At 34.5% G+C, this 21,914-nt stretch carries 21 protein-coding genes; 12 read left to right on the forward strand and 9 right to left on the reverse strand.

Annotated features, from left to right (window positions below):
• Positions 1-3: 3 nt before the first annotated feature.
• Complete coding sequence (locus C1X07_RS19410; protein WP_103071702.1) at positions 4-1,230, reverse strand: NADH:ubiquinone reductase (Na(+)-transporting) subunit B; 1,227 nt, start codon at positions 1,228-1,230, stop codon at positions 4-6.
• A 4-nt stretch (positions 1,231-1,234) separates the two neighbouring features.
• Positions 1,235-2,590 carry a Na(+)-translocating NADH-quinone reductase subunit A gene (locus C1X07_RS19415; protein ID WP_103071703.1) on the reverse strand — a complete coding sequence of 452 codons (1,356 nt, stop codon included), beginning with the start codon at positions 2,588-2,590 and terminating at the stop codon, positions 1,235-1,237.
• A gap of 265 nt (positions 2,591-2,855) precedes the next feature.
• Between C1X07_RS19415 and C1X07_RS19420 the strand changes: the two genes are divergently transcribed.
• From C1X07_RS19420 to apaG, 3 genes are all read left to right on the forward strand, one after another.
• Positions 2,856-4,112, forward strand: a complete 1,257-nt coding sequence (locus tag C1X07_RS19420; protein WP_103071704.1) for a type IX secretion system plug protein — start codon at positions 2,856-2,858, stop codon at positions 4,110-4,112.
• A gap of 80 nt (positions 4,113-4,192) precedes the next feature.
• Positions 4,193-5,347, forward strand: coding sequence for a DUF3667 domain-containing protein (locus C1X07_RS19425; protein ID WP_103071705.1), 1,155 nt, complete (start codon positions 4,193-4,195; stop codon positions 5,345-5,347).
• Position 5,348: 1 nt separating this feature from the next.
• A complete protein-coding gene (gene apaG, locus C1X07_RS19430) occupies positions 5,349-5,735 on the forward strand; it encodes a Co2+/Mg2+ efflux protein ApaG (RefSeq protein ID WP_025664977.1) in 387 nt (128 codons plus the stop codon).
• Here the strand turns inward: apaG and C1X07_RS19435 are convergent.
• Both C1X07_RS19435 and C1X07_RS19440 read right to left on the reverse strand, forming a co-directional pair.
• Positions 5,732-6,721 carry a DUF6695 family protein gene (locus C1X07_RS19435; RefSeq protein WP_103071706.1) on the reverse strand — a complete coding sequence of 330 codons (990 nt, stop codon included), beginning with the start codon at positions 6,719-6,721 and terminating at the stop codon, positions 5,732-5,734. The genes apaG and C1X07_RS19435 overlap by 4 nt on opposite strands.
• Before the next feature lie 26 nt (positions 6,722-6,747).
• Positions 6,748-7,464: an NRDE family protein gene (locus C1X07_RS19440; RefSeq protein ID WP_103071707.1), complete on the reverse strand. Its 717-nt coding sequence runs from the start codon at positions 7,462-7,464 to the stop codon at positions 6,748-6,750.
• A gap of 289 nt (positions 7,465-7,753) precedes the next feature.
• Here C1X07_RS19440 and pruA point away from each other — a divergent pair, with 289 nt between their 5' ends.
• The 3 genes from pruA (at position 7,754) to C1X07_RS19455 (ending at position 11,127) form a co-directional block, all read left to right on the forward strand.
• Complete coding sequence (gene pruA / locus C1X07_RS19445; RefSeq protein ID WP_103071708.1) at positions 7,754-9,382, forward strand: L-glutamate gamma-semialdehyde dehydrogenase; 1,629 nt, start codon at positions 7,754-7,756, stop codon at positions 9,380-9,382.
• A gap of 120 nt (positions 9,383-9,502) precedes the next feature.
• Positions 9,503-10,612, forward strand: coding sequence for an FAD-dependent monooxygenase (locus tag C1X07_RS19450; protein WP_103071709.1), 1,110 nt, complete (start codon positions 9,503-9,505; stop codon positions 10,610-10,612).
• 56 nt (positions 10,613-10,668) lie between these two features.
• Positions 10,669-11,127, forward strand: a complete 459-nt coding sequence (locus C1X07_RS19455) for a GNAT family N-acetyltransferase (protein ID WP_103071710.1) — start codon at positions 10,669-10,671, stop codon at positions 11,125-11,127.
• A gap of 101 nt (positions 11,128-11,228) precedes the next feature.
• Here C1X07_RS19455 and C1X07_RS19460 read toward each other — a convergent pair whose 3' ends face one another.
• Positions 11,229-11,594 (reverse strand): winged helix-turn-helix transcriptional regulator, encoded by a 366-nt coding sequence (locus tag C1X07_RS19460; RefSeq protein ID WP_103071837.1) that lies wholly within the window; start codon positions 11,592-11,594, stop codon positions 11,229-11,231.
• A 137-nt stretch (positions 11,595-11,731) separates the two neighbouring features.
• Between C1X07_RS19460 and C1X07_RS19465 the strand changes: the two genes are divergently transcribed.
• Complete coding sequence (locus tag C1X07_RS19465; RefSeq protein ID WP_103071711.1) at positions 11,732-12,805, forward strand: alkene reductase; 1,074 nt, start codon at positions 11,732-11,734, stop codon at positions 12,803-12,805.
• A 69-nt stretch (positions 12,806-12,874) separates the two neighbouring features.
• On the opposite strand, the gene rsmG is transcribed toward C1X07_RS19465, so the two are convergent.
• The gene (rsmG, locus tag C1X07_RS19470; RefSeq protein ID WP_103071712.1) at positions 12,875-13,504 is read right to left on the reverse strand and encodes a 16S rRNA (guanine(527)-N(7))-methyltransferase RsmG; all 630 of its coding nucleotides are present in this window, start codon (positions 13,502-13,504) and stop codon (positions 12,875-12,877) included.
• Between the two features lie 141 nt (positions 13,505-13,645).
• Between rsmG and C1X07_RS19475 the strand changes: the two genes are divergently transcribed.
• From C1X07_RS19475 to C1X07_RS19485, 3 genes are all read left to right on the forward strand, one after another.
• Positions 13,646-14,749, forward strand: a complete 1,104-nt coding sequence (locus tag C1X07_RS19475; RefSeq protein WP_103071713.1) for a fatty acid desaturase family protein — start codon at positions 13,646-13,648, stop codon at positions 14,747-14,749.
• Positions 14,750-14,791: 42 nt separating this feature from the next.
• Positions 14,792-15,979: a pyridoxal phosphate-dependent aminotransferase gene (locus C1X07_RS19480; protein WP_103071838.1), complete on the forward strand. Its 1,188-nt coding sequence runs from the start codon at positions 14,792-14,794 to the stop codon at positions 15,977-15,979.
• Between the two features lie 219 nt (positions 15,980-16,198).
• Complete coding sequence (locus tag C1X07_RS19485; protein WP_103071714.1) at positions 16,199-16,489, forward strand: hypothetical protein; 291 nt, start codon at positions 16,199-16,201, stop codon at positions 16,487-16,489.
• Positions 16,490-16,496: 7 nt separating this feature from the next.
• Here the strand turns inward: C1X07_RS19485 and C1X07_RS19490 are convergent, their stop codons facing one another.
• Positions 16,497-17,993, reverse strand: coding sequence for a TrkH family potassium uptake protein (locus C1X07_RS19490; protein ID WP_103071715.1), 1,497 nt, complete (start codon positions 17,991-17,993; stop codon positions 16,497-16,499).
• 1 nt (position 17,994) lies between these two features.
• On the reverse strand, positions 17,995-19,344 hold the full coding sequence (gene trkA / locus C1X07_RS19495) for a Trk system potassium transporter TrkA (RefSeq protein WP_103071716.1): 1,350 nt from the start codon (positions 19,342-19,344) through the stop codon (positions 17,995-17,997).
• A gap of 372 nt (positions 19,345-19,716) precedes the next feature.
• Between trkA and ubiE the strand changes: the two genes are divergently transcribed.
• Together ubiE and porT are read left to right on the forward strand one after the other, a co-directional pair.
• Positions 19,717-20,445, forward strand: a complete 729-nt coding sequence (gene ubiE / locus C1X07_RS19500; protein WP_103071717.1) for a bifunctional demethylmenaquinone methyltransferase/2-methoxy-6-polyprenyl-1,4-benzoquinol methylase UbiE — start codon at positions 19,717-19,719, stop codon at positions 20,443-20,445.
• Position 20,446: 1 nt separating this feature from the next.
• Positions 20,447-21,154 carry a type IX secretion/gliding motility protein PorT/SprT gene (gene porT / locus C1X07_RS19505; protein WP_103071718.1) on the forward strand — a complete coding sequence of 236 codons (708 nt, stop codon included), beginning with the start codon at positions 20,447-20,449 and terminating at the stop codon, positions 21,152-21,154.
• Positions 21,155-21,158: 4 nt separating this feature from the next.
• On the opposite strand, the gene C1X07_RS19510 is transcribed toward porT, so the two are convergent.
• Positions 21,159-21,890, reverse strand: coding sequence for a TrmH family RNA methyltransferase (locus tag C1X07_RS19510; protein ID WP_103071719.1), 732 nt, complete (start codon positions 21,888-21,890; stop codon positions 21,159-21,161).
• Positions 21,891-21,914 lie beyond the last annotated feature (24 nt).

The following is a 21,914-nucleotide window of genomic DNA, read 5'->3' on the forward strand; positions in this document are numbered from 1 at the left end:
GATTTACGTCGTTTTTAGTTTTAAACGTTTCATTCTCTTCTTAATATTTCCTTGAACCACATAATGATCAATTGTTGGAGCAAATACATTCATTAATAGAATTGCAAGCATTACTCCTTCTGGGTATGCAGGATTAAATACTCTAATCAATATTGAGATAAATCCAATCAAAAATCCATAATACCACTTCCCTTTATTGGTTTGTGATGCTGTAACAGGATCTGTTGCCATAAATACAACTCCAAAAGCAAAACCTCCAATAATTAAATGATGCCAGAACTCTGTGCTCATCAAACTATAAAACTTACTTCCTTCACTAATCCAACCTGCATTTACAACTCCATTAAAAATTAGTCCCATTGCTAAAGCTCCTAATACTGCACTTAGCATTATTCTCCAACTTCCGATTTTTGTAAAAATTAGGAATAGCCCAGCCAATAAAATTAATACAGCAGATGTCTCTCCTACAGAACCAGGGATAAATCCTAAAAACATATCTGAAACAGAATATGTAAGCTCTTTTCCTTGTGCTAAACTTCCTAAAACAGTTTCTCCTGACATGGCATCCAACTGTGCTCCACCAGCAATTTCATTTGCTCTTTCTACAGCGCCATGCACCCATACCTTATCTCCAGACATCCAAGTAGGATATGCAAAGAATAAAAATGCTCTTATAGTTAGGGCTGGGTTAAGAATATTCATTCCTGTACCACCAAATACTTCTTTACCAATCACCACACCAAAAATAACTGCTACAGCCAACATCCATAATGGAGTATCTATCGGTACAATTAATGGCACTAACATTCCTGTTACCAAGTATCCTTCTTCTACTTCGTGTTTTTTAATTACTGCAAATAAAATCTCTACAGCTAATCCTACTCCATAGGAAACAATTACCAATGGCAACACTTTCCATAGTCCAACCTTAAAATTATCAAGAGACCAGAATCCTGAACTAAAAAAGCCATCGGTTACAGCTTTGATTTCTCCTGCTGCCAAATGATGTTGATACCCTGCATTGAACATTCCGAAAATCAAACATGGCACCAAAGCCATGATTACAGTGTTCATAGTACGCTTTAAATCATCTGCAGCACGAACATGAGCTCCAGAATGTGTCGTTTCATTAGGTAAATACAAAAACGTATGGATTGCATTAAATGCAGGAGCCATCTTTTTGTCTTTATATTTTAGCTTTAGTTTATGTAATTTATCTTTTAATCCCATAGCACTATCCTATTTCTTTTAACATTAGGTCTAACCCTTCTCTTATAATCTGTTGATGTGGTTGTTTAGAAACACATATAAACTCTGTAAGAGCAAAATCTTCCGGAGCCACCTCATACATCCCTAATTGCTCCATAGCATCCAGATCATTTACTGCACATGCTTTTAACAATTGCAATGGATAAATATCAAAAGGAAAAACATCTTCATAGCTTCCGGTTACTACAAAAGCTCTGTGTTCTCCATTTGTATTGGTATTAAGATCATATTTCTTGTTTGGCAATAACCATGAGAAGGTAAGTGCTCTAGATGGAGAGATCTTATTAAAAATTGGTTTATTCCACCCAAATAATTCATAATCATCTCCTTCAGGAATAACCGTTATTGTATTATGATAATATCCCAAGTGACCATCTGGTTTTACATTTTGACCTGTAAGCACATCTCCACTAATTACTCTAATATTTCCTTCGTCTTTAACTCCAGAATCATAGACCACAGATGATACTTCTGCACCTATCTTAGTTTTAAAATACTTCGGGTTTTTAACAGAAGAGCCCGCCAGAGCTACTGTTCTTTCTGCATTAAATTTCCCAGTCAGCAGCAATTCTCCGATAACCACTAGGTCTTGCGGAGTTACTACCCAGACTACTTCCCCTTTATTAATAGGATTAATTTTTGCAATTTGCACACTCACATTTCCTGCCGGATGCGGTCCTGAAACAGTATGAGTTGTAATATTGTTCAAGCCAGACAGAGGTGAACTCCCTTTTTTACCAACAGAAACATGCACTTCTCCTTCTGTCAACTTGCTTAAAGCAGTAACTGCAGCCTGAAGTTCATTTTCTTTTCCCTCTAACACATAATCACTATCGGCTGCCAAAGGAGCAGTTGTATACCCTGAAACAAAAATAGCTTTTGGAGCTACATCAGGATTAGCAATTACATCATAAGGGCGTTGTTTAATAAAGGGCCAACAACCAGATGACAAAAGATGAACTTTTATTTCATCACGGCTCATTGCGTTTACATCCTTTGCGCCAAAGTCTGCATATTTTTGCTCTTTATCTCCAAGTATTTTGAAAGCTAAAATCTTTCTTTTGGCACCACGTACAATTTCCACTATCTCTCCACTAACAGGAGATGGAAAAAGCATTTTTTCATTAGATTTAGAGTGAAAAAGTGGTTCGCCGGCTTTAACTTCTGTACCTTGTTTTGCGATAACTTTTGGTACTATACCGTGAAAATCGTCAGGCTTAATTGCGTATACATTACTTTTGGTAGCGTTTGCAGTAACTTTTTCTGCTTTGCCAACAAGCTTAATGTCTAAGCCTTTTCTGATACGAATGTCTTTTGACATATTTGTAGTCTATGTTAATTAACTAAAAAAATCGTGCAAATTTACTAATTAAAACACGTAAGTGAAAGCTGGTTTTGTTATAAGATTTTTATTTATATTCTTTCTAAATAAGAAAGCCGCACTAAAATTATAAAGTCAAAAAACAAATCAAGCTATTACCAAAATCTGTTAAAAACTTCTACTTTTTGCACAATTCATTAAAATATACTTAAAAATCCAATATAAATTCATTTTACCTATATTTACACCTGATAATTTTCACATAATGTCAAGACAGCTACAACAGATATCATTTGTATTTTTTATTGCTATTTCTCAAATATGCTTTACCCAATCCACTACAGATGAAGCCGTTGATTACATCAAGACAATCCAACTACATTCTGACGCTGAATTCTCTGGAATACCTATTCTAAAACTAGGAGAGCATTTTAAAATAACTTTCGATGATATTATTGGTGATGAATCTGACTATTATTATAGAATAAGTCATTATAATTTTGACTGGACACCTTCTTCTTTATACAAAAACGAATACCTAGATGGCTTTGATGAGATTAGAATTGTCGATTATGAAAATTCTTTTAACACACTACAAATGTATAGTCATTATAGGCTAAAAATACCTAATGAAGATACAAAAAGGCTTAAGGTAAGTGGAAACTACAAAATTGAGATTTACAACGATGATGATACTGTTGTATTCTCAAGAAGATTTATAGTTTATGAACCGCTCTCTTCAATTAAGGTATACGCAAAAAGATCCAGAAACTTAGATTATATTGACTCTAAACAATCTGTTCAATTTGAGATAAATTCCCCTAATGAAATCCTAAGAAACCCTAAACAAACTGTCAAGACTCTGGTGATACAAAATAATGACATAAAGAATGCTATCACAAATCTTGTCCCTCAATATACAATCGCAAATAGTCTAATATACAAATACGATCAGGAATCTGGCTTTTGGGGAGGAAATGAGTTTTTATCTTTTGACAGTAAAGATATTAGAGCCTCTAACGTAAGTATTCGAAGCACTGAACTCAAGGATATTTATCACAACTACCTATATCCTAATGTAGTGAGAGCAAACCGAAGATACACGTACAACCCTGATATAAATGGCAATTTTGTTATTCGCAATCTAAACGCTGAAAGTAATGATGTTGAAGCTGATTATGTTTGGATGCATTTTTTATTAGAGTGCTACGAGCCTTTAGAAGGAGGAGAAATTCATCTATACGGCAACTTTAACAACTATACTCTAGACGACTCCACCCTCCTACACTACAACAAGGAAAATGGACTATACTACACAAAAAGGCTTTTTAAACAAGGGTTTTACAACTATAAATATGTTCTTTTAAGACCAGATGGCACTATTGACCCAGGATTCATTAGCGGTAATTTTGATGAAACAGAAAATGAATATACAGTAATACCGTACTACAGAGCTCCGGGAGCAAGATATGACAGAGCCATAGGAATGGGAAAAGGAAACTCTTCCACCATTACGAACTAGGAATATTATCTCCATTTTTTAGATTGTAATAAAATACTATTACTTTTAGCCTCTTTAGAAAACATCATCAGCCAATAACAATGAAAGAAACGGGGAGATTCTTAAAAGAATACAGAGGCAATGAATGCCTTAATTGCGGGGTTCCATTAGATCTTATTGATCGATATTGTCATCATTGTGGTCAAATTAACACCAATAAAAGGCTATCTCTTAAAGATTTTTTTAATGAATTTTTTGCCAGTATATTTTCTTATGATTCTCGTTTAAGACACACCATTGTAGCATTACTTTTTAAACCTGGAAAAATCTCTAAAGAATATATACAAGGTAAGAGAATAAAGTATGCTAATCCTTTTCGGTTCTACCTTAGTGTTTCTATTATCTTTTTTATCATTAATGGTTTATTCATTGATTTTGATGGTTTCAGAACAGAAATTGAAGGTCAAGTCAATGTTGGAAAAGATGCCGTTAGTGCGATCAAAGAAAACATTGCAATGGATGATTCGCTAAAGCAAAAAATCAGCAATCAAATATTGACTACTAAAGGAATTCCTGCATCTGACAAAGAAGCAATTAGCAATGGAATCCTAAAAATAGAAGGACTCCCCATGTTGAATGACGAAGAAACCGAACCTGAAGAAGTCCCTTATTATTCGCAAGAACAAATAGACAGTATTAGCTTCTTCAACAGAGGCTATAAATTATGGTCTATGTATAATGATTATTATGACAAAACAAAAGAAACATCTACCTATAGAGCCCTATCAGAACTAAAACATGATAGAAATCAATTCAACAAATATGTCTATCATAGAGTTTTAAAAACCAAATCAATAGAAGAAAACTACGGTCAAGAATTTTTTGAGTTTATATTCAACAAACTACCCCTTATCATATTCTTCTTCCTTCCATTTTTTGCTTTAAGTATTTGGCTCTTATATGCTAGAAGGTCTTTTAATTACATGGAGCACCTTGTATTCACATTTCATACTCAAACCATGTTCTTTATTGTAATAGGTTTTTCTATTTTGATTACCAAAATCACCAACATAAGTAGCACACTTTGGATTGCAATGCTTGTCTTTTTATTTTACCTATATAAGGCCATGCGAAAATTTTATAATCAAAGAAGAGGAAAAACTATTGTTAAATTTCTGTTAGTGAATATATTATTTTTTATCTTAGCAGGCATTGGCTCTATATTAACTATTGTAGGGTCGGTCTTTATATTTTGATATGGTACAGCAAATTACCAGAGGCATAAAAATTTCGGTGGATACCACCTTTGAAGGTACGTTCTATAAGAATTACAAGATTCACTTTGCCTTTGGTTACCGCATCACTATTGAGAATCAAAGCAAAGATTCAGTGCAACTCACCTCTCGTTTTTGGGAGATCAAAGACGCCTTAAACAATACTGAAATAGTAGAAGGTGAAGGTGTAATCGGAAAGAAACCTGTTCTAAAGCCCGGAGAATCACATACTTACAATAGCGGATGCTTACTAAGCTCTCCTTTTGGAGCTATGAAAGGACACTACAACATGGTTAATTTCACCTCTACGCGAAAGTTTAAAGTAATGATACCAGGATTTAAATTAAGTGCTCCTTTTGCTCTTAATTAAAAAATTCTTTTTACCTGTTCAAATCTAATCTTTTTACCCTCTTGCTCTACATGGCAATAGTTACAATTTGAATCATAGACAAAAGAATATTCTTTTGCTTCATCAAAACTAACGTCTTTTACCACAAAAAGCCCCTTGAAATCCTCCTCTCCATATTCTGTATATCTTCTAATCTCATACATATTCTTTTCTAATGACTTCTTTAACGAAAAAAATGCGCTGCTACCAATACCAGAAAGAAAATGAGTGTCTTTTAAAAAAACCTTTGGTTTTATAAAGGTCTTGTGCTTCACTTCGGGAATGTTTTTATCAAAATAATTAGTTAAATTCTCTTTAAAAATAGATCCTGGATACATTTTTAGCTCTCCCTTATAAATCTGATAAATCGGATTATCTAACGATGCTTTTTCTACATTACCCAAAGGGCTTGGGGTAAATAACTTGTTTCTCAATAAAGGTTTTCTAATTTTAGAATGATCAGTACTTGCCAAAATAGTATCTGTAACAATACGAGAGCAGTTGCTTCCCTCTTTACCAAAGGCTTTATACAAAATACTCCCTTTTTGCTGAACAGACAAAACAAAATTTTTGGCTTTTTCATAATAAATATAGTCACATACTGAAGCCACTAATCTCCCATCGCCATGAGTTTTATGAGGATTTGCCTCAAGCCAAAGCAAAAATTCTTTAGTATTATCAAGCTTCCCTTCTGGGGTTAGCCTAGCTTTAAACGGAATTTCCAGCTCAACATCAGTAACTGCACTTCGTACCCTACCGTAACCTTGTGGAGTAATATATCTTCCAAAATCAAAGTACTCTGCCTGCCCAGTTTTATTTTCAATTAGCACAAAAGCTGCATGCCCCGCTTTAATATAATCATCCTTTCCTAATCCTAATGCCAAAAGTACTTTGGTTGAAGACTCATCAGAATGTTTTACAAATGTATCAGGAAAAGCAAGTGAAATTATTTTACCTGTGTAATTCAATTTATTCTTTAATTTAAAAATAGATTTTAAACAGTTATTGCTTCAAAAACAACTGTACTTACTTCTTTGCTTTGCAGATTTTCATAACGCATAGAAAGCGCCTCTTCATTTTTAACTACTTGAGTAATACTCCTTGTCTTCAAAAATCCTCTGTCAATTTGGAGATCAACATCCTTGTCTCCAATTCCAGCATTTTTATGAAAATTTAATAGTGAATCCGAAGTTAGTACATTTTGATTTTCATACGCAGCAAACCATTCTTTACGCATATCTTTCATTTTTCTATTATACAAAGTAGACGAAGACCATATATGTGTCTTTTTTTCTAAATCTCTGATATATCTTTGTTCCCCATCCCAAACTAATTCATAGAATACAAGATTAGATTTCCAATTTGCTGCTACAATAGTAAAAGGTTCAATACCTTTATAATTATACGACATAATAGCCTTTTCCAAATGCTCTGCTTCCAGTAAATCTTTAACTACCACACCTCTACTTTGCCTATAAGCTCCAGATCTCTCATGGATCTCAAACCCTCCATTGAGCAAGCAAATCATCGTATTCTTATCACTAACACCAATCCAAGTACCACCTGCTACGGCATCTTTAGGAAATAACATCCTAGTGTTGTTTACCTGATAAAATTCGGGAGTTAATGTTTTTCGATTTACTGCCTCATCGCGATTAGAGGTTAGTATAAAATTATTTTTTTGAGTTGGGATTATTGTAACTGTACACATAAATTTTGGGTCGGCTAAATATGCTACAACTTACAAAAAAAAATACATACTCTACATTTTTACCTATATCAAACAGCAAAGTGATTGTTTGTAAAATAATAAACATTTGTTCAAAAACTGTCCAAAAAAAACAGAAAAAACAAAGCTCCAAAAGAACAGAATATGTTATTTGGAATATTTTTGAGGTATAAAAGGTTAAAATAGATTTTAGGCTATATTATTTTCTATCTTTGCTCCCAAGAATGACAAACAAAATACATCTTACTAATTTAAACTAACACATTACATCATGGGAAAAGGTTTTTTTCAAGTTCCTACTGCATTAAATGAGCCGGTAAAGTCTTATGCTCCTGGCACACCCGAGAGAGAAGAAGTTCTAGCGGCATATGCAGCAATGTACAACGCTACTGTAGACGTACCTTTATATATTAATGGCGAAGAGATTAGAACTGGAGACACAGCTACAATGGCACCTCCTCACGATCACCAACACATCTTAGGAACGTACCACAAAGCCGAAAAACAACACATTCAAAAAGCGATTGACACTGCGCTTGAAGCGCGTAAACAATGGGCTGATTTAGCATGGGAACAACGTGCTGCTGTGTTTTTGAGAGCTGCAGAATTAATAGCAGGTCCATACCGTGCAAAGATTAATGCTGCTACCATGCTAGCGCAATCCAAAAATATTTTTCAGGCAGAAATTGATGCGGCATGTGAGTTTATAGATTTCTTACGCTTTAATGTAGAGTTTATGACTCAGATTTATGAAGATCAGCCGGACTCTACTTCCGGAGCTTGGAACAGATTAGAGTATCGTCCATTAGAAGGTTTTGTATACGCTATAACTCCATTTAACTTTACAGCAATTGCTGGGAATCTACCTGCAAGTGCTGCGCTAATGGGAAATACTGTCGTTTGGAAACCAAGTGATAGCCAAATATATTCTGCCAAAGTAATTGTTGATATTTTCAAAGAAGCTGGAGTCCCTGATGGGGTTATTAATGTAGTGTATGGAGATCCTGTAATGATCACAGATACTGTATTAGCAAGTCCAGATTTTGCAGGTATTCACTTTACAGGAAGTACTCATGTGTTTAAAGATATATGGGCAAAAATCGGAACTAACATTCATAATTATAAGACATACCCAAGAATTGTTGGAGAGACTGGTGGTAAAGATTTCATCATGGCACATCCAAGTGCTAATGCCAAACAGGTTGCTACAGGAATCTCTCGTGGGGCATTTGAGTTTCAAGGACAAAAATGTAGTGCTGCTTCAAGAGCTTATATCCCAAAAAGCCTGTGGGCAGATGTAGAGAAATACCTCAAAGAAGATGTTAAATCTTTTAAAATGGGATCCCCTGAGGATATGAGTAATTTTATTACTGCTGTTATCCATGAAGGGTCTTTTGACAAACTGGCTAAATATATTGATCAGGTAAAAAATGACTCTGACGCAGAAATCATAGCTGGTGGAGGATATGACAAGTCTAAAGGATATTTTATTGAGCCAACTGTGGTAGTAACAAAAGATCCAAAATATACTACAATGTGCACAGAATTATTTGGTCCTGTAGTAACTATATACGTATATGAAGACAACCAATGGGCTGAAACACTAAAGCTAGTTGACGGAACAAGTGAATATGCTCTTACTGGTGCTATTTTCTCTACAGATCGATATGCTGCAGCTGAGGCTACCAAAGCATTAGAAAACTGTGCAGGTAACTTTTATATCAATGACAAATGTACTGGTGCAGTAGTTGGGCAACAACCTTTTGGTGGAGCCAGAGCTTCTGGAACTAATGATAAAGCAGGTTCTTACCTTAACTTATTACGTTGGGTATCTCCTCGTATGATTAAAGAAACGTTTGTTTCTCCGTCAGATTACAGATACCCTTTCTTAGGAGAGTAATCAAGATAACCTATTCATAAAAAAGAAGCGCCGATTAGGCGCTTTTTTTTATGAATAGAATAGGTTATACCTTGTATCGAATAAACATTTAATTTCACTCAAACTCACACATCAACCAAAATGAAGAACATACTAATTGTTGGAGGAGGAATTGCCGGACTTACCATTGCCAAATTACTTCATGATCAAGGGCACAATATAAAATTAATAGAAAAACAACCCAAGTGGCAAATATCAGGAACAGGACTCTATCTACCCTCTAATGGAGTCGTCGCTCTAGATAAACTTGGACTAGGCAATATTGCCAGAGAGAAAGGTTTTATCATAAGTTCCCGCCATATCATGAATGCCAAGTCAGAAATGATATTAGATCTCGACCTAGAAAAAATTTGGGGAAGAGAAAAACCTTGTTTGGGTATTAAGAGAAATACACTTCATGAAATCCTTTTCAACCAAATAAGCAACCTTGACATCTTACCTAACACCACAATTAACAGCTTAAACACCAACACTGATTTTGTCAACGTAGAATTATCGAATGGTGCCAAAGAAAAATACGACTTAGTAATTGGTGCAGATGGCCTACATTCTAAAACCCGAAAATTAATCTTGGGGGATATTTCTATAAGAAAAGTAACCGCCCAGGTATGTCGCTTTATGATTAAAAAACCAAAAAACATCAATGCCTGGAGTCTATATATAAGTTCTGCAGGGCAATTTCTTATCATTCCTACGGATAACAACTGGGCATACTGCTACGTAAACAGAAAAGCAAAAGGTTTTAAAACATTCAGCAAAAATGAATATATGGATCCTTTTAAAAAATTTGCCTCTCCAATTCCGGAAATCCTTACTAATTGGTCTCCAGACAACGCTTATTGGAATGATCTCGAAGAACTAGACAATATCCCTGTAATGGGAAATGGAAGAGTGGTTTTAATAGGTGATGCCGCTCATGCGATGCCTCCTTTTATGGCTCAAGGTGGAGCACTAGCACTTGAAGACGCTTTGGTTTTAGCTAACTCTTTAAAAAACTATGAATGGAGCACTATAGCATCAAGTTTTTCTAAAAACAGAATCAATCGCATTGATTGGACAAGAATTCGCAACCAAAAGCGTGAAAAACTCAGTAAATTACCATACTGGATTGCCAAATTAGGCTTAAAAGCAGTAGGAGAAAAGAACTGGACAGAAGATTACAAACCTCTCTCTAAAACTCCAGATTGGTAACATTAAATAATAAGCGTATCTTTTTCCCAAAAACAAAAAATCTACTTTAAACAATCATGATTATCCGACCTGCCAAAATAGAAGATTTACCTACGCTACTCGAATTTGAACAAAAAATTATCGAGACAGAAAGACCTATGGATCCTACACTAAAAACAGGAAAAATAAACTATTATGACATAGGAGCCTACATAACTGCTCATCACACCCAAGTTGTCGTTGCAGAAGTTGACGGAGAAACTGTTGGAAGTGGATATGGACAAATAAGAGATTGTAAAGATTATTTTAAACAAAAACAGCTAGGTTACATTGGTTTTATATATGTAAAAGAAGATTTTAGAGGCAAAGGAATAAGTCAAAAAATTCTCCAAAACCTGATTGATTGGTTTAAAACCAAAGAAATAGAAGAAATCAGACTTACAGTATATGATAAAAACCCTAGAGCAATAAGAGCCTATGAAAAAGCTGGTTTTGAAAAACATCTTGTAGAAATGCGAATAAACACAATTGAGTAAGTTACGTTAGTAACTTCATAAAATACCAATTGCATATTATTACACAACTACAGTTACTACTACTGCAATAAGTTTTTCTGCATAAAAAAATCATCTACTGATTAAATACTCTTTTCTACCTCTACAACTTTTTCTTTTTCCGAGCTAGTATTAATTCCTGATCCCCAAACACATAATTGACTTAATATAGGTAATAACTCCTTTCCTCTTTCGGTTAGAGAATATTCAACCCTTGGGGGTATCTCTGCAAATGATTCGCGTTTCACCACCTCTTTTAATTCTAATTCTTTGAGTTGCTCTGTCAAAACCTTCCTACTAATACCTTCTACAAAAACAACCAATTGGCCAAACCTAAACTTACGATCTCCCAAAACATAAATAATAATAGGTGCCCACTTATTTCCTATAACATTCATCGCATGAATCATTGGACAATGATTTGGGTTGTGAATTAACTTCCTAGCCATAACTCTTAACTTTTCGTTAAATAACCCCATTAGTTACATAGAGGTTACCATTTTTTTAGTGTACAAAAATACAAATGTTTCTTTTAGAAACTATTAATAATTACTTTTAAAAACTTTTAATACATAAAACATATAAAATGAAAGTTTTTCAACCATATTCTTTAGGCTCAATCACATTAAAAAATCATATTGTAATGGCCCCTATGACTCGTAGTAGAGCTATCAAAAATACTCCAAACGATATGATGGCATTATATTATGAACAACGATCTGATGCTGGTTTGATTATCACCGAAGGAACCTCTCCGTCGCCCAACGGATTAGGATACGCGAGAATTCCTGGGGCTTTTACAGATACTCAAATTGAAGGATGGAAAAATATTGCTTCAAAAGTACACAATAAAGACAGTAAAATCTTTGTACAGTTAATGCACTGCGGCAGAGCTTCAGCAGCTCCAAACCTACCTGAAGGAGCCAAGGTTATTGCTCCATCAAGCATTCAATTAAGCGGAGAAATCTACACTGACACAGCTGGTCTTCAGCCTTACGTCATTCCTGAAGCTATGTCCAAAGATGAAATACAAAACACTCAAAAGGAGTATATAGAATCGGCAACTAATCTCGTAGCAGCGGGAATCGATGGTGTGGAGCTTCATAGCGCAAATGGCTACCTTTTGGACCAGTTTCTAAATCCCGCTTCTAATGTTCGTAAAGACGAATATGGAGGCTCTTACAAAAACAGGACTCGATTTTTATTAGAATTAACACAAAAAACTATTGACGCTATTGGCGCAAACAGAGTTGGTGTACGAATTTCTCCTTATGGCGTTTTTAATGATATGCAAGGTGAATATGATGACCTGATAGAAATGTATAGCTATCTAGCAGCTGAGTTAGCCAAACTTAACATAGCTTATATTCATATAGTAGATCATCGCGGTATGGGTGCTCCAGATTTCCCAACGGATATCGTTACAACAATTAAGGAAATTTTTAAAGGAACAATAATTACGGGCGGCAATATAAATACTGAAAAGGAAGCGCAAGCAATATTGGATAAGGGAAGTGATCTGGCTTACATAGGAAGACCTTATATATCAAATCCAAACCTTGTCACGAAACTAAAAAACAACATCACACTGACCCAACCAACAATGGATACTTTCTACACTCCTGGGGAAGTAGGCTACACCGATTACGCAAGTATTTAATCTATAAGAGAAAACACCGATTGAAGAAAAAGGAGTTTTAAACAAATCTAAAACTCCTTTTTCTTTACATTAGGTTTTATACTTCAACGGAAGATATACTACTTTTTTGGTATCATAAAATTCTTCTTCAAAAAAATCAGACAAATTGTGCTCAACTGCTTTAGGAAACGCGGATAATTCTTCGGTCAAATCTCCCCCTTTAAGATACAAAATCCCGTTTTGCAACTCATGCACACTTTTTTTTGTAATGTTTTTTCGTACCCACTTTACAAAATCTGGCATATTAGTAACTGCTCGACTTACTATAAAATCAAAACGTTCATCAAAAGTACCAGCTCTTCGTTGTTCTGCCTTTACATTTTTTAAATCCAATGCCGCTGCCACCTCATTTACGACCCTAATTTTTTTAGCAATTACATCCACAAGATAAAAATCAGTTTCTGGAAATAGAATAGCTAGAGGAATTCCAGGAAAACCACCACCAGTACCAACATCCAACACAAGTGTTTGTGGTTTAAACTCTTGTATTTTGGCAATCCCGAGAGAGTGTAAAATATGTCGTTCATATAAAGACTCAATATCTTTACGAGAAATCACGTTAATCTTTGAGTTCCATTCTGTATACAAGTCTCCCAGTTTTGAAAACTGTAATCTTTGTTCTTCGGTAAGGTTTGGAAAGTATTTTAGTAGAATATCCATTTAGTAAAAATAAATTATAGTGCAAAAATACATGTTAAACTGATACATTTTACTTCTTTTTAAGGACTTAAAAAAATTTAAATACCTAACTTTACCCAATATTATTATGCCAAACAACGTTTTGCCATAAACCTCAACATCATGACTACACCCAACATACGTTTTAGCAGAGAAGATTCAGCTAAATTTTTTAAGACCTTAAACAAACGTGTTAACCTTTATTTTAAAGAAAATAACATTAAAAGAACAGGAAACTGGCGTTTACACCTGAAAACAGTTATTATGTTTTCTCTTTTTTTAACTCCTTACTTTTTAATTCTCACCCTTGACATCTCGCAATGGTGGATGCTACTACTCACTATTATTATGGGAATAGGAATGGCTGGAGTAGGTATGAATGTAATGCATGACGGTAATCATGATTCGTACTCATCCAAAAAGTGGATTAATAAATTAATGGGGAGCAGCATGTACATTCTTGCTGGAAATGTATATAATTGGCAAGTACAGCATAATGTCTTACATCACACCTACACCAATATACATGGGCATGATGAAGACATGGACGCGGGTAGAATTATCCGTTTTACCAAACATTCTAAATGGAGACGTTTTCATAAATTCCAACATTATTATTCTATATTTCTTTATGGTTTATTGACCTTTAACTGGGCTTTGACTACAGATTTTAAGCAAACTAAAAATTATCTTGCTCGTAAATTATCTTACGGAAAACTACCTAGCCCTTTAAAGCAATGGAGCACCATTGTTATTACTAAAATCATCTATATAACAATTTGGATTGTAATCCCCATGATCATTATGTCTATTGCATGGTGGAAAATTTTGATTGGTTTCTTTGTAATGCACTATGTTGCAGGGTTGATATTAAGTGTAGTATTCCAATTAGCACATATGGTAGAAGAGGCACAAATGCCTATACCGGATAAAACAGGTACAATGAAGAACACTTGGGCTATTCATCAATTGTTTACTACAGTTAATTTCTCGACAAAAAACAGATTAGTCAATTGGTTTACTGGTGGATTAAATCATCAAGTAGAACATCATATTTTCCCACATATAAGCCATGTACACTATACAAAAATTTCTAAAATAGTAAAACAAACTGCTTTAGAATGCAATCTGCCGTATCACGAATACAAAACCACAAGAAAAGCAATAATTGCCCACTTTAGACACCTTAAAGAAATGGGGATGAAACCAATCGCTATACAATCATAACTTTTATTTTACCAGATTAAAATGAGTACACCAGTATCAGAAATGAACATTCAATTATCAGACAAAATTAATGCACTTAAAGCTTCTGCCACATTAGCAATGGCAGCAAAAGCTCGTGAATTAAAGGCCGAAGGAAAAGATATTATTGGTCTTAGTCTAGGAGAACCCGATTTTAATACTCCTGATTTTATCAAGGAAGCTGCAATACAAGCAGTGAACGACGATTATAATTCTTATACTCCTGTTGATGGGTATGTAGAATTAAAAGATGCTATCATCACAAAATTTAAACGTGATAATAATCTAACCTATGATCGCTCACAAATCGTTGTTTCTACAGGAGCAAAACAATCTCTTTACAATATTGCACAGGTATATATAAATCCAGGAGATGAAGTTATTTTACCTTGCCCATACTGGGTTAGCTATAGCGATATTATTAAACTTGCTGGTGGAGTACCCATAGAAGTAAAAACTTCTATAGACACTGATTTTAAAATGACGGCTGAGCAACTAGAAAAGGCAATTACGCCAAAAACCAAGATGCTATGGTACAGCTCTCCTTGCAACCCAAGTGGATCTATCTATAGTAAAGAAGAGCTTAGAGCGCTAGCAGACGTACTACAGAAATACCCTGATATTATTGTGGTAAGTGATGAAATCTATGAACATATTAATTATGTTGGAAGTCATGCTTCGATGGCACAATTTGATGATATGCATAATAGAACCGTAACTGTTAATGGTGTTGCCAAAGCTTTCGCAATGACTGGATGGAGAATAGGATATATTGGTGCTCCAACTACAATAGCACGTGCTTGTAACAAGATTCAAGGTCAGGTAACAAGTGGAGCAAACTGTATTGCTCAACGCGCTGTAATTACTGCCTTAGAAGCGCCTGTAAGCAAAATTCAATATATGGTAGATGAGTTTAAAGAGCGAAGAAAACTAATATTAAACTTGTTATCTGAGATTCCTGGATTTGAATGCAATGTACCAGAAGGTGCTTTTTATGTTTTCCCTGATATTTCGCATTACTTTGGCAAAACTCTACAAGGTCATTCTATCGAAAATGCTACAGATTTTTCTATGTTTTTATTAGAAAAAGCCAATGTAGCAACAGTAACGGGTATTGCGTTTGGCAATAGTAATTGCATCAGAATTTCTTATGCAGCAAGCACTGAAGAAATTAAAGAAGCTGCCAAAAGAATTAAAGAAGCGGTAAGCTAGTAATACCAGAATTTTTACAACACATAGGAACCGATTATTCGACAAAAGAATAGTCGGTTTTTTTAGCAGTCATTAAGAAAGTTTTAACATTATTTTATAATTATAAAACACAGCCCTCAACACTAAATACACGAAATTAGAGTTATACTTTTTCTATATCCCAAATACTAGCTAAACATATAGCCAGTATTAAAAAGCCAACTTAAACGTAACCACATTATGGACACATTAGAAAAGGAACGAATTGTCAAAAAAAATGTATTGGAAATATTCAAAGAAAACTTTGATGTTATCCAAACGGATGATGAGATTCTAGATATAAAACCAGAAAAAGAATTTAGCTCTAATTATATTGGATATTATGAATCAATACTGGATATTTTTCTTATTGAAGAAGAGCACCTAGACAGTATTGCAGGAACAGTAAAAGACACTATCAAGAGAGTTGCTGAGTTATGGGCTATATTACCTAAAAACTCATCTGCAACCTGGGAGTGGCAAATGCAATAACACGGTCTTATCTATTTCTCCAGAAAAACGGAGTAAGAAGTATGAGCACTGTAAAAAGTTCTAGTCTACCTATAAGCATTAGGAAGCAGCACCACCATTTTCCAAAATCAGGTAATACATCAAAATTATTCACTGGGCTTAATTTTCCGAAAGCAGGTCCTATATTACCTAAAGAGGAAGCTGCCCCTCCAATCGCTGTTTCAAAATCCAATCCTAAGGCACCTAACACCACAGAGCCTATAATAAAAGCGAGCATGTACAATATAAAAAATGCCAATATATTAAACACGATCTCTTTAGAAACGGCTCTGGTATTATAACGCACAGGCAATACCGCCCTAGGATGTAAAGTTCGTTTAAATTCTAAAATCCCATTTCGAATGGTTATCAAATGCCTTACTACTTTTATTCCTCCAGATGTCGATCCCGCGGACCCACCTAAGAACATTATCCCGAAAAAGAAAACTGTTAAAAATGGTGTCCACATTGTAAAATCCGCAGTAACAAATCCAGTCGTAGTAATTACAGCCAGAATTTGAAACAATGAATGACGAAAAGCACTTTCTGCCTCTCCCCACACCATAGGATGATCGATAGTAGAAATAGACACATCTGCTTTAAAATAGATTACTAAAGCCGCTATTATCGTGAATATAAGCACAAAGAGCGCATATATCTTAAACTCTTCATCTTTTATGATTTTTTGCACCTTACCTTTAAACCCAAAATAGCTAAGAACAAAATTCATCCCCGCTAAAAACATAAATAGTATGATGATATACTGGATCAATGGTTGATCATTCCAATATGCTACACTTGCATTTTTTGTTGAAAAACCTCCTGTCGAGAGTGTACTTAATGCATGGTTTATAGCATCGAAAAAGTTCATTCCTGCCAACTTTAACAAAATAGTCTCTGCCACAGTATAGCCAAAATATATTAGCCACAATCGTTTTGCTGTATCTGTAATTCTTGGATGTAACTTATCTGCACTAGGACCTGGTGCTTCTGCTGCAAAAAGCTGCATCCCTCCTATTCCTAGCAAAGGTAGAATAGCAATAGCTAGTACAATGATCCCCATACCTCCAATCCAATGTGTAAGACTACGCCAAAACAACACTCCTTTTGGAATTATCTCTATTTCATTAAGTATTGAAGCTCCTGTTGTAGTATACCCAGACATAGTTTCAAAGAAAGCATTGGTAAAAGTTGGGATAGCACCAGAAAACAAGTAAGGTAAAGTTCCGCTAAGAGACATAAATATCCACCCAAAAGTAACTACAATATAGCCATCTCTTTTATTAAGCTCTTTTTGATGTTCTCTTGTTACAAACATTAAGGCAACCCCCACAAACATTGTTGCTAAAGAAGCCATCATAATTTCTACAGTTACTCCATCTTTATAGATAAAACTAATGATCGCTGCAATCAACATAAAACCTCCGTTGCAGAGCAATAAAAGCCCCATTATGTGCGAGATAATCTTATAGTTTAATCTATACATTTTAAAGGAAAAGCTTTTCTATTTTTTTTATTGATTTAGGCAAACAACACACAACTACTCTATCCCCAGCATGAATATAGAAATCACCCAGAGGAATCATCCCTTTACCGTCTCTAATAACACCAGCAATAATTGCGGAGCGCGGAAAATCCAAATCTTTAATCAGATTATCGCTTACCTCTGATGTCGGTTTAACAACAAACTCCAACAACTCAGCATTCATATTATTAAGTTTAGTCATAGCTACCACCTCTCCTTTTCTTATAAACCTAAAAATATTATTAGCTGCTAAAAGCTTCTTATTTATTAAAGTGTCTATTCCTATAGAGTGAGATAGTTGAAAATAGTCCATATTTTCTACTAAAGCAATCGTTTTTCTTACCCCTTTGGATTTTGCCACCAAACAAGACATGATATTAGTTTCAGAATTTCCTGTCACGGCTATAAAAGCATCCATCCCATCAATACCTTCTTCTTGTAGCAATTCTACATTACGCCCATCCCCATTGATTATCAAAGCATTGGGCAACTCATCTGCAAGATCAAATGACTTATCTTTATCTTTTTCGATAAGTTTAACTCTAAATTTATGATCGCAAAGGTCTCGAGAGGTTTTAAAACCAATCTTACTCCCGCCAAGGATCATAACATTTTTGATTTGCGCTTTAACCTTTCCTGTTAACTTATAAAGCTCTTCAACTCCTCCTTGAGAAGTTACAAAATACACCTGATCTCCTTCTTTAAAAGTAGTATCCCCTCTTGGAATTAATGTATACTGAGTTCCCGAACGTTGAATTGCTATTGGCATAAAATGCAATTCCGGAAATACATCTGCTGATTCTCTTACGGATTTACCAACAAACAGGGCCTCTTTAGACAAAGTAGTTCCTACCATTGTCAAAGCGCCATCTTCAAATTCATAACTATTATGAAATGCAGATCGATTAAGTAGTAGCTCTATCTCGCTTGCGGCAAGAGCTTCTGGAGAAATCAATTCATCAATACCGAATTTTATAAACCCTACTTCTTCTTTATTCTCTATAAATTCAGTATTCGAAATTCTTGCAATAGTTCTTTTAGCTCCTAATTGTTTAGCTAGAACGCAGATAGTAATATTAGTCGTTTCGCTCGAAGTAACGCTGATCACCATATCAACATTATCTACTCTAGCTTCTTTTAAAATAGCAATAGAAGTAGAATCTCCCTTAATAACCCTAATATCGAGATGAGTATCTGCATAATTAAGACACTCTTTATCTGTATCAATAAGCGTAATATCCTGAGACTCAAAGGAGAGCAATTTCGCCAAATGAAACCCTACTTCACCAGCACCGGCAATAATGATTTTCATTGGTTATGTTTATTGTTTTTCATCTATAGATAAAATCAAGCTAAGATCAATCACTTTATTATTAAAACAAAATGATGTCTTAGAATATAAAAAGATTACAAAGATAACGTAAATTGACTAACTGGTAAAATCTGATGATCTTCAAAACCTAATCCAAAGCTATTCTGGCAGTTAACAGTACTAATTTGCTTTTTACCTTTCAAAAAATCAATATTTCGATATTTCATTCCTTACTTAATTAAAATTTTATACCCAAACTCCTAAAACTACAAAAGGGTTTAATTTATCTATAGAAATATTATTTTTCGGTTAATCAACAAAACTGAAGATGAGTTCAATATCAAAAATGTATATTTGCCTAAATTTTTTTTAATGTCAGAGAAGATAACACCGTACAAAGACAAAAACAGGTCCAAAAAAGAGCAGGTTGCTGAGATGTTTGATACTATTTCGGGGAATTATGACGGACTTAACCGCGTTATTTCTTTTGGTATAGATATTAAGTGGCGTAAAAAAGTTGTACGTCTCGTAAGTAAAACTAAACCTAAAAGAATTTTGGATGTTGCCACCGGTACTGGTGATCTAGCTATTAATCTTTCTAAAACGGGAGCTTCAGAAATCATTGGACTTGATATTTCTTCAGGAATGCTCGAAGTAGGTAAAGAAAAGATTGCCGAAAAAAAATTAGACACTATTATAAGCATGGTTCAAGGCGATAGTGAGAATTTGGCTTACGAAGAAAACTATTTTGATGCTATAACCGTCGCTTTTGGTGTACGAAATTTTGAACATCTAGAAAAGGGACTTTCAGAGATTTATAGAGTTCTTAAGCCTGGTGGTATTTTTGTAATCCTAGAAACCTCTATGCCAACCAAAACTCCTTACAGACAAGGCTACAAGTTTTATTCAAAAACCATTTTACCTCTTATTGGCAAGCTTTTTTCTAAAGACAAATCTGCCTATTCATACCTTAGTGAAAGTGCTGCAGCTTTTCCTTATGGAGAAGCCTTCAACAATATTTTGAAAAAAATTGGGTTTATAGAAGTCATAGATAATCCTCAAACTTTTGGGGTTGCAACAATTTATACAGCTACAAAATAATATGAAAAGACTATTTATCTTCGTTGTTGTTTTAGCATGTGCTCAAAGCGCAAGTGCACAGTTATTTTCTAAAGAAAAGGTACAAAACCTTCAGAACTTTGATAAGCCTAGGTTTAGCTATGGTTATATTCTTGGTTTCAATAGCTACGATTTTAATTTTGATTACAAAGCTGATGCCTTAGATGGAGATATTTTAGTAGATAAAACAGTTGGTTTTAGTGTTGGTCTTTTAGGAAATATGAGGATAAATGATTATTTCGACCTTAGACTAGAGCCGATGGTTACTTTTACTTCAAGAAACCTTACATTCCCTAATCCTCAATTTACTTCAGAACTCGAGTCTCTAAGAGAAGTAAAATCTACCTATGTCCATATTCCTTTATTACTAAAAATATCTACCAAAAGAATTAACAACATTAAACCTTTTATTGTAGGTGGTGTTTCTACTTCTATTAACTTATCCAGTAATGAGGATAATCCTGATGACAACAAAGCTGGGCAGTTTAGGATGAAAACCAATACTAATTATTACGAAATAGGCTTCGGTATAGACTTATACTTATATTATTTTAAGTTTACTCCATCTATAAGAGGTGTTTTTGCCATGTCTGATGAGTTAGTACCAGACAATAATCCTGATAGCCCACATACTTCGACCATCGACAAAATGTCTACTAGAGGAATTTTTATAAACTTTACTTTTCAATAGTTTTTTAAGATCGTCTAAATTCACTAAGTATAATAGCTGTAGCTGTAGCCACATTAAGGCTTTCTGTTTTTTGTTCTTCTCCAAATTGAGGAATAGTTATTCTATCATTGACAAGACTCTCAATATTTTCTGAAATCCCATTTGCTTCATTCCCCATTACAACAACCGCATGTTCTGGTAGGTTTTCACCATAAACAGAGCTTCCTTTCATAAATGTTCCAAAAACCCTCACATCCGCTGCTTTCTCAGTCAAAAATTCTTTTAAATCTAAATAAGTAATAGTAACCCTGGTTATAGATCCCATTGTAGCCTGAATCACCTTCGGATTATAACAGTCTACTGTCTGTACAGAACAAACTAAATCCCGCACCCCAAACCAATCACACAAACGGATTATAGTCCCTAGATTGCCAGGATCTCTAATATCATCTAATGCCAAAATCAATCCTTCTGATCTCACTTTTTTAGCCTCAGGAATATAAAATATAGCCAATGCAACCTGTGGAGTGGTCAAATAACTGATTTGTTTTAACTGTTCTTCAGTAACATTATAAATCACTTTTTCTGTTACATCAAAAATATTTGAATCCGAAGTAAAAAGAGAATGAAGCTTTAATCCTGCTTCCAACAGTTCTTTAATAACTTTTTTTCCTTCGGCGACAAACAATCCATGTTGTTTTCGGTATTTTTTTTGATATAAACTCTTTATTAGTTTCTTTTGGTTTTTGCTAACCATACAAATAGTGTATTTTTGAATCAA

The sequence above is a fragment of the Aquimarina sediminis genome, assembly GCF_002895435.1.
In the GTDB taxonomy this organism is placed as follows: Bacteria; Bacteroidota; Bacteroidia; order Flavobacteriales; family Flavobacteriaceae; genus Aquimarina; species Aquimarina sediminis.

Excerpts from the sequence above, each read along its gene's own strand:
- C1X07_RS19425 (WP_103071705.1), top strand. The coding sequence starts at position 4,193 with ATGAAAGAAACGGGGAGATTCTTAAAAGAATACAGAGGCAATGAATGC.
- porT (WP_103071718.1), top strand. The coding sequence starts at position 20,447 with ATGAAAAGACTATTTATCTTCGTTGTTGTTTTAGCATGTGCTCAAAGC.
- C1X07_RS19440 (WP_103071707.1), bottom strand. The coding sequence starts at position 7,464 with ATGTGTACAGTTACAATAATCCCAACTCAAAAAAATAATTTTATACTA.
- C1X07_RS19455 (WP_103071710.1), top strand. The coding sequence starts at position 10,669 with ATGATTATCCGACCTGCCAAAATAGAAGATTTACCTACGCTACTCGAA.
- C1X07_RS19415 (WP_103071703.1), bottom strand. The coding sequence starts at position 2,590 with ATGTCAAAAGACATTCGTATCAGAAAAGGCTTAGACATTAAGCTTGTT.
- C1X07_RS19450 (WP_103071709.1), top strand. The coding sequence starts at position 9,503 with ATGAAGAACATACTAATTGTTGGAGGAGGAATTGCCGGACTTACCATT.
- pruA (WP_103071708.1), top strand. The coding sequence starts at position 7,754 with ATGGGAAAAGGTTTTTTTCAAGTTCCTACTGCATTAAATGAGCCGGTA.
- apaG (WP_025664977.1), top strand. The coding sequence starts at position 5,349 with ATGGTACAGCAAATTACCAGAGGCATAAAAATTTCGGTGGATACCACC.
- C1X07_RS19485 (WP_103071714.1), top strand. The coding sequence starts at position 16,199 with ATGGACACATTAGAAAAGGAACGAATTGTCAAAAAAAATGTATTGGAA.
- rsmG (WP_103071712.1), bottom strand. The coding sequence starts at position 13,504 with ATGGATATTCTACTAAAATACTTTCCAAACCTTACCGAAGAACAAAGA.
- ubiE (WP_103071717.1), top strand. The coding sequence starts at position 19,717 with ATGTCAGAGAAGATAACACCGTACAAAGACAAAAACAGGTCCAAAAAA.
- C1X07_RS19510 (WP_103071719.1), bottom strand. The coding sequence starts at position 21,890 with ATGGTTAGCAAAAACCAAAAGAAACTAATAAAGAGTTTATATCAAAAA.
- C1X07_RS19420 (WP_103071704.1), top strand. The coding sequence starts at position 2,856 with ATGTCAAGACAGCTACAACAGATATCATTTGTATTTTTTATTGCTATT.
- trkA (WP_103071716.1), bottom strand. The coding sequence starts at position 19,344 with ATGAAAATCATTATTGCCGGTGCTGGTGAAGTAGGGTTTCATTTGGCG.
- C1X07_RS19490 (WP_103071715.1), bottom strand. The coding sequence starts at position 17,993 with ATGTATAGATTAAACTATAAGATTATCTCGCACATAATGGGGCTTTTA.
- C1X07_RS19480 (WP_103071838.1), top strand. The coding sequence starts at position 14,792 with ATGAACATTCAATTATCAGACAAAATTAATGCACTTAAAGCTTCTGCC.
- C1X07_RS19465 (WP_103071711.1), top strand. The coding sequence starts at position 11,732 with ATGAAAGTTTTTCAACCATATTCTTTAGGCTCAATCACATTAAAAAAT.
- C1X07_RS19460 (WP_103071837.1), bottom strand. The coding sequence starts at position 11,594 with ATGGCTAGGAAGTTAATTCACAACCCAAATCATTGTCCAATGATTCAT.
- C1X07_RS19410 (WP_103071702.1), bottom strand. The coding sequence starts at position 1,230 with ATGGGATTAAAAGATAAATTACATAAACTAAAGCTAAAATATAAAGAC.
- C1X07_RS19475 (WP_103071713.1), top strand. The coding sequence starts at position 13,646 with ATGACTACACCCAACATACGTTTTAGCAGAGAAGATTCAGCTAAATTT.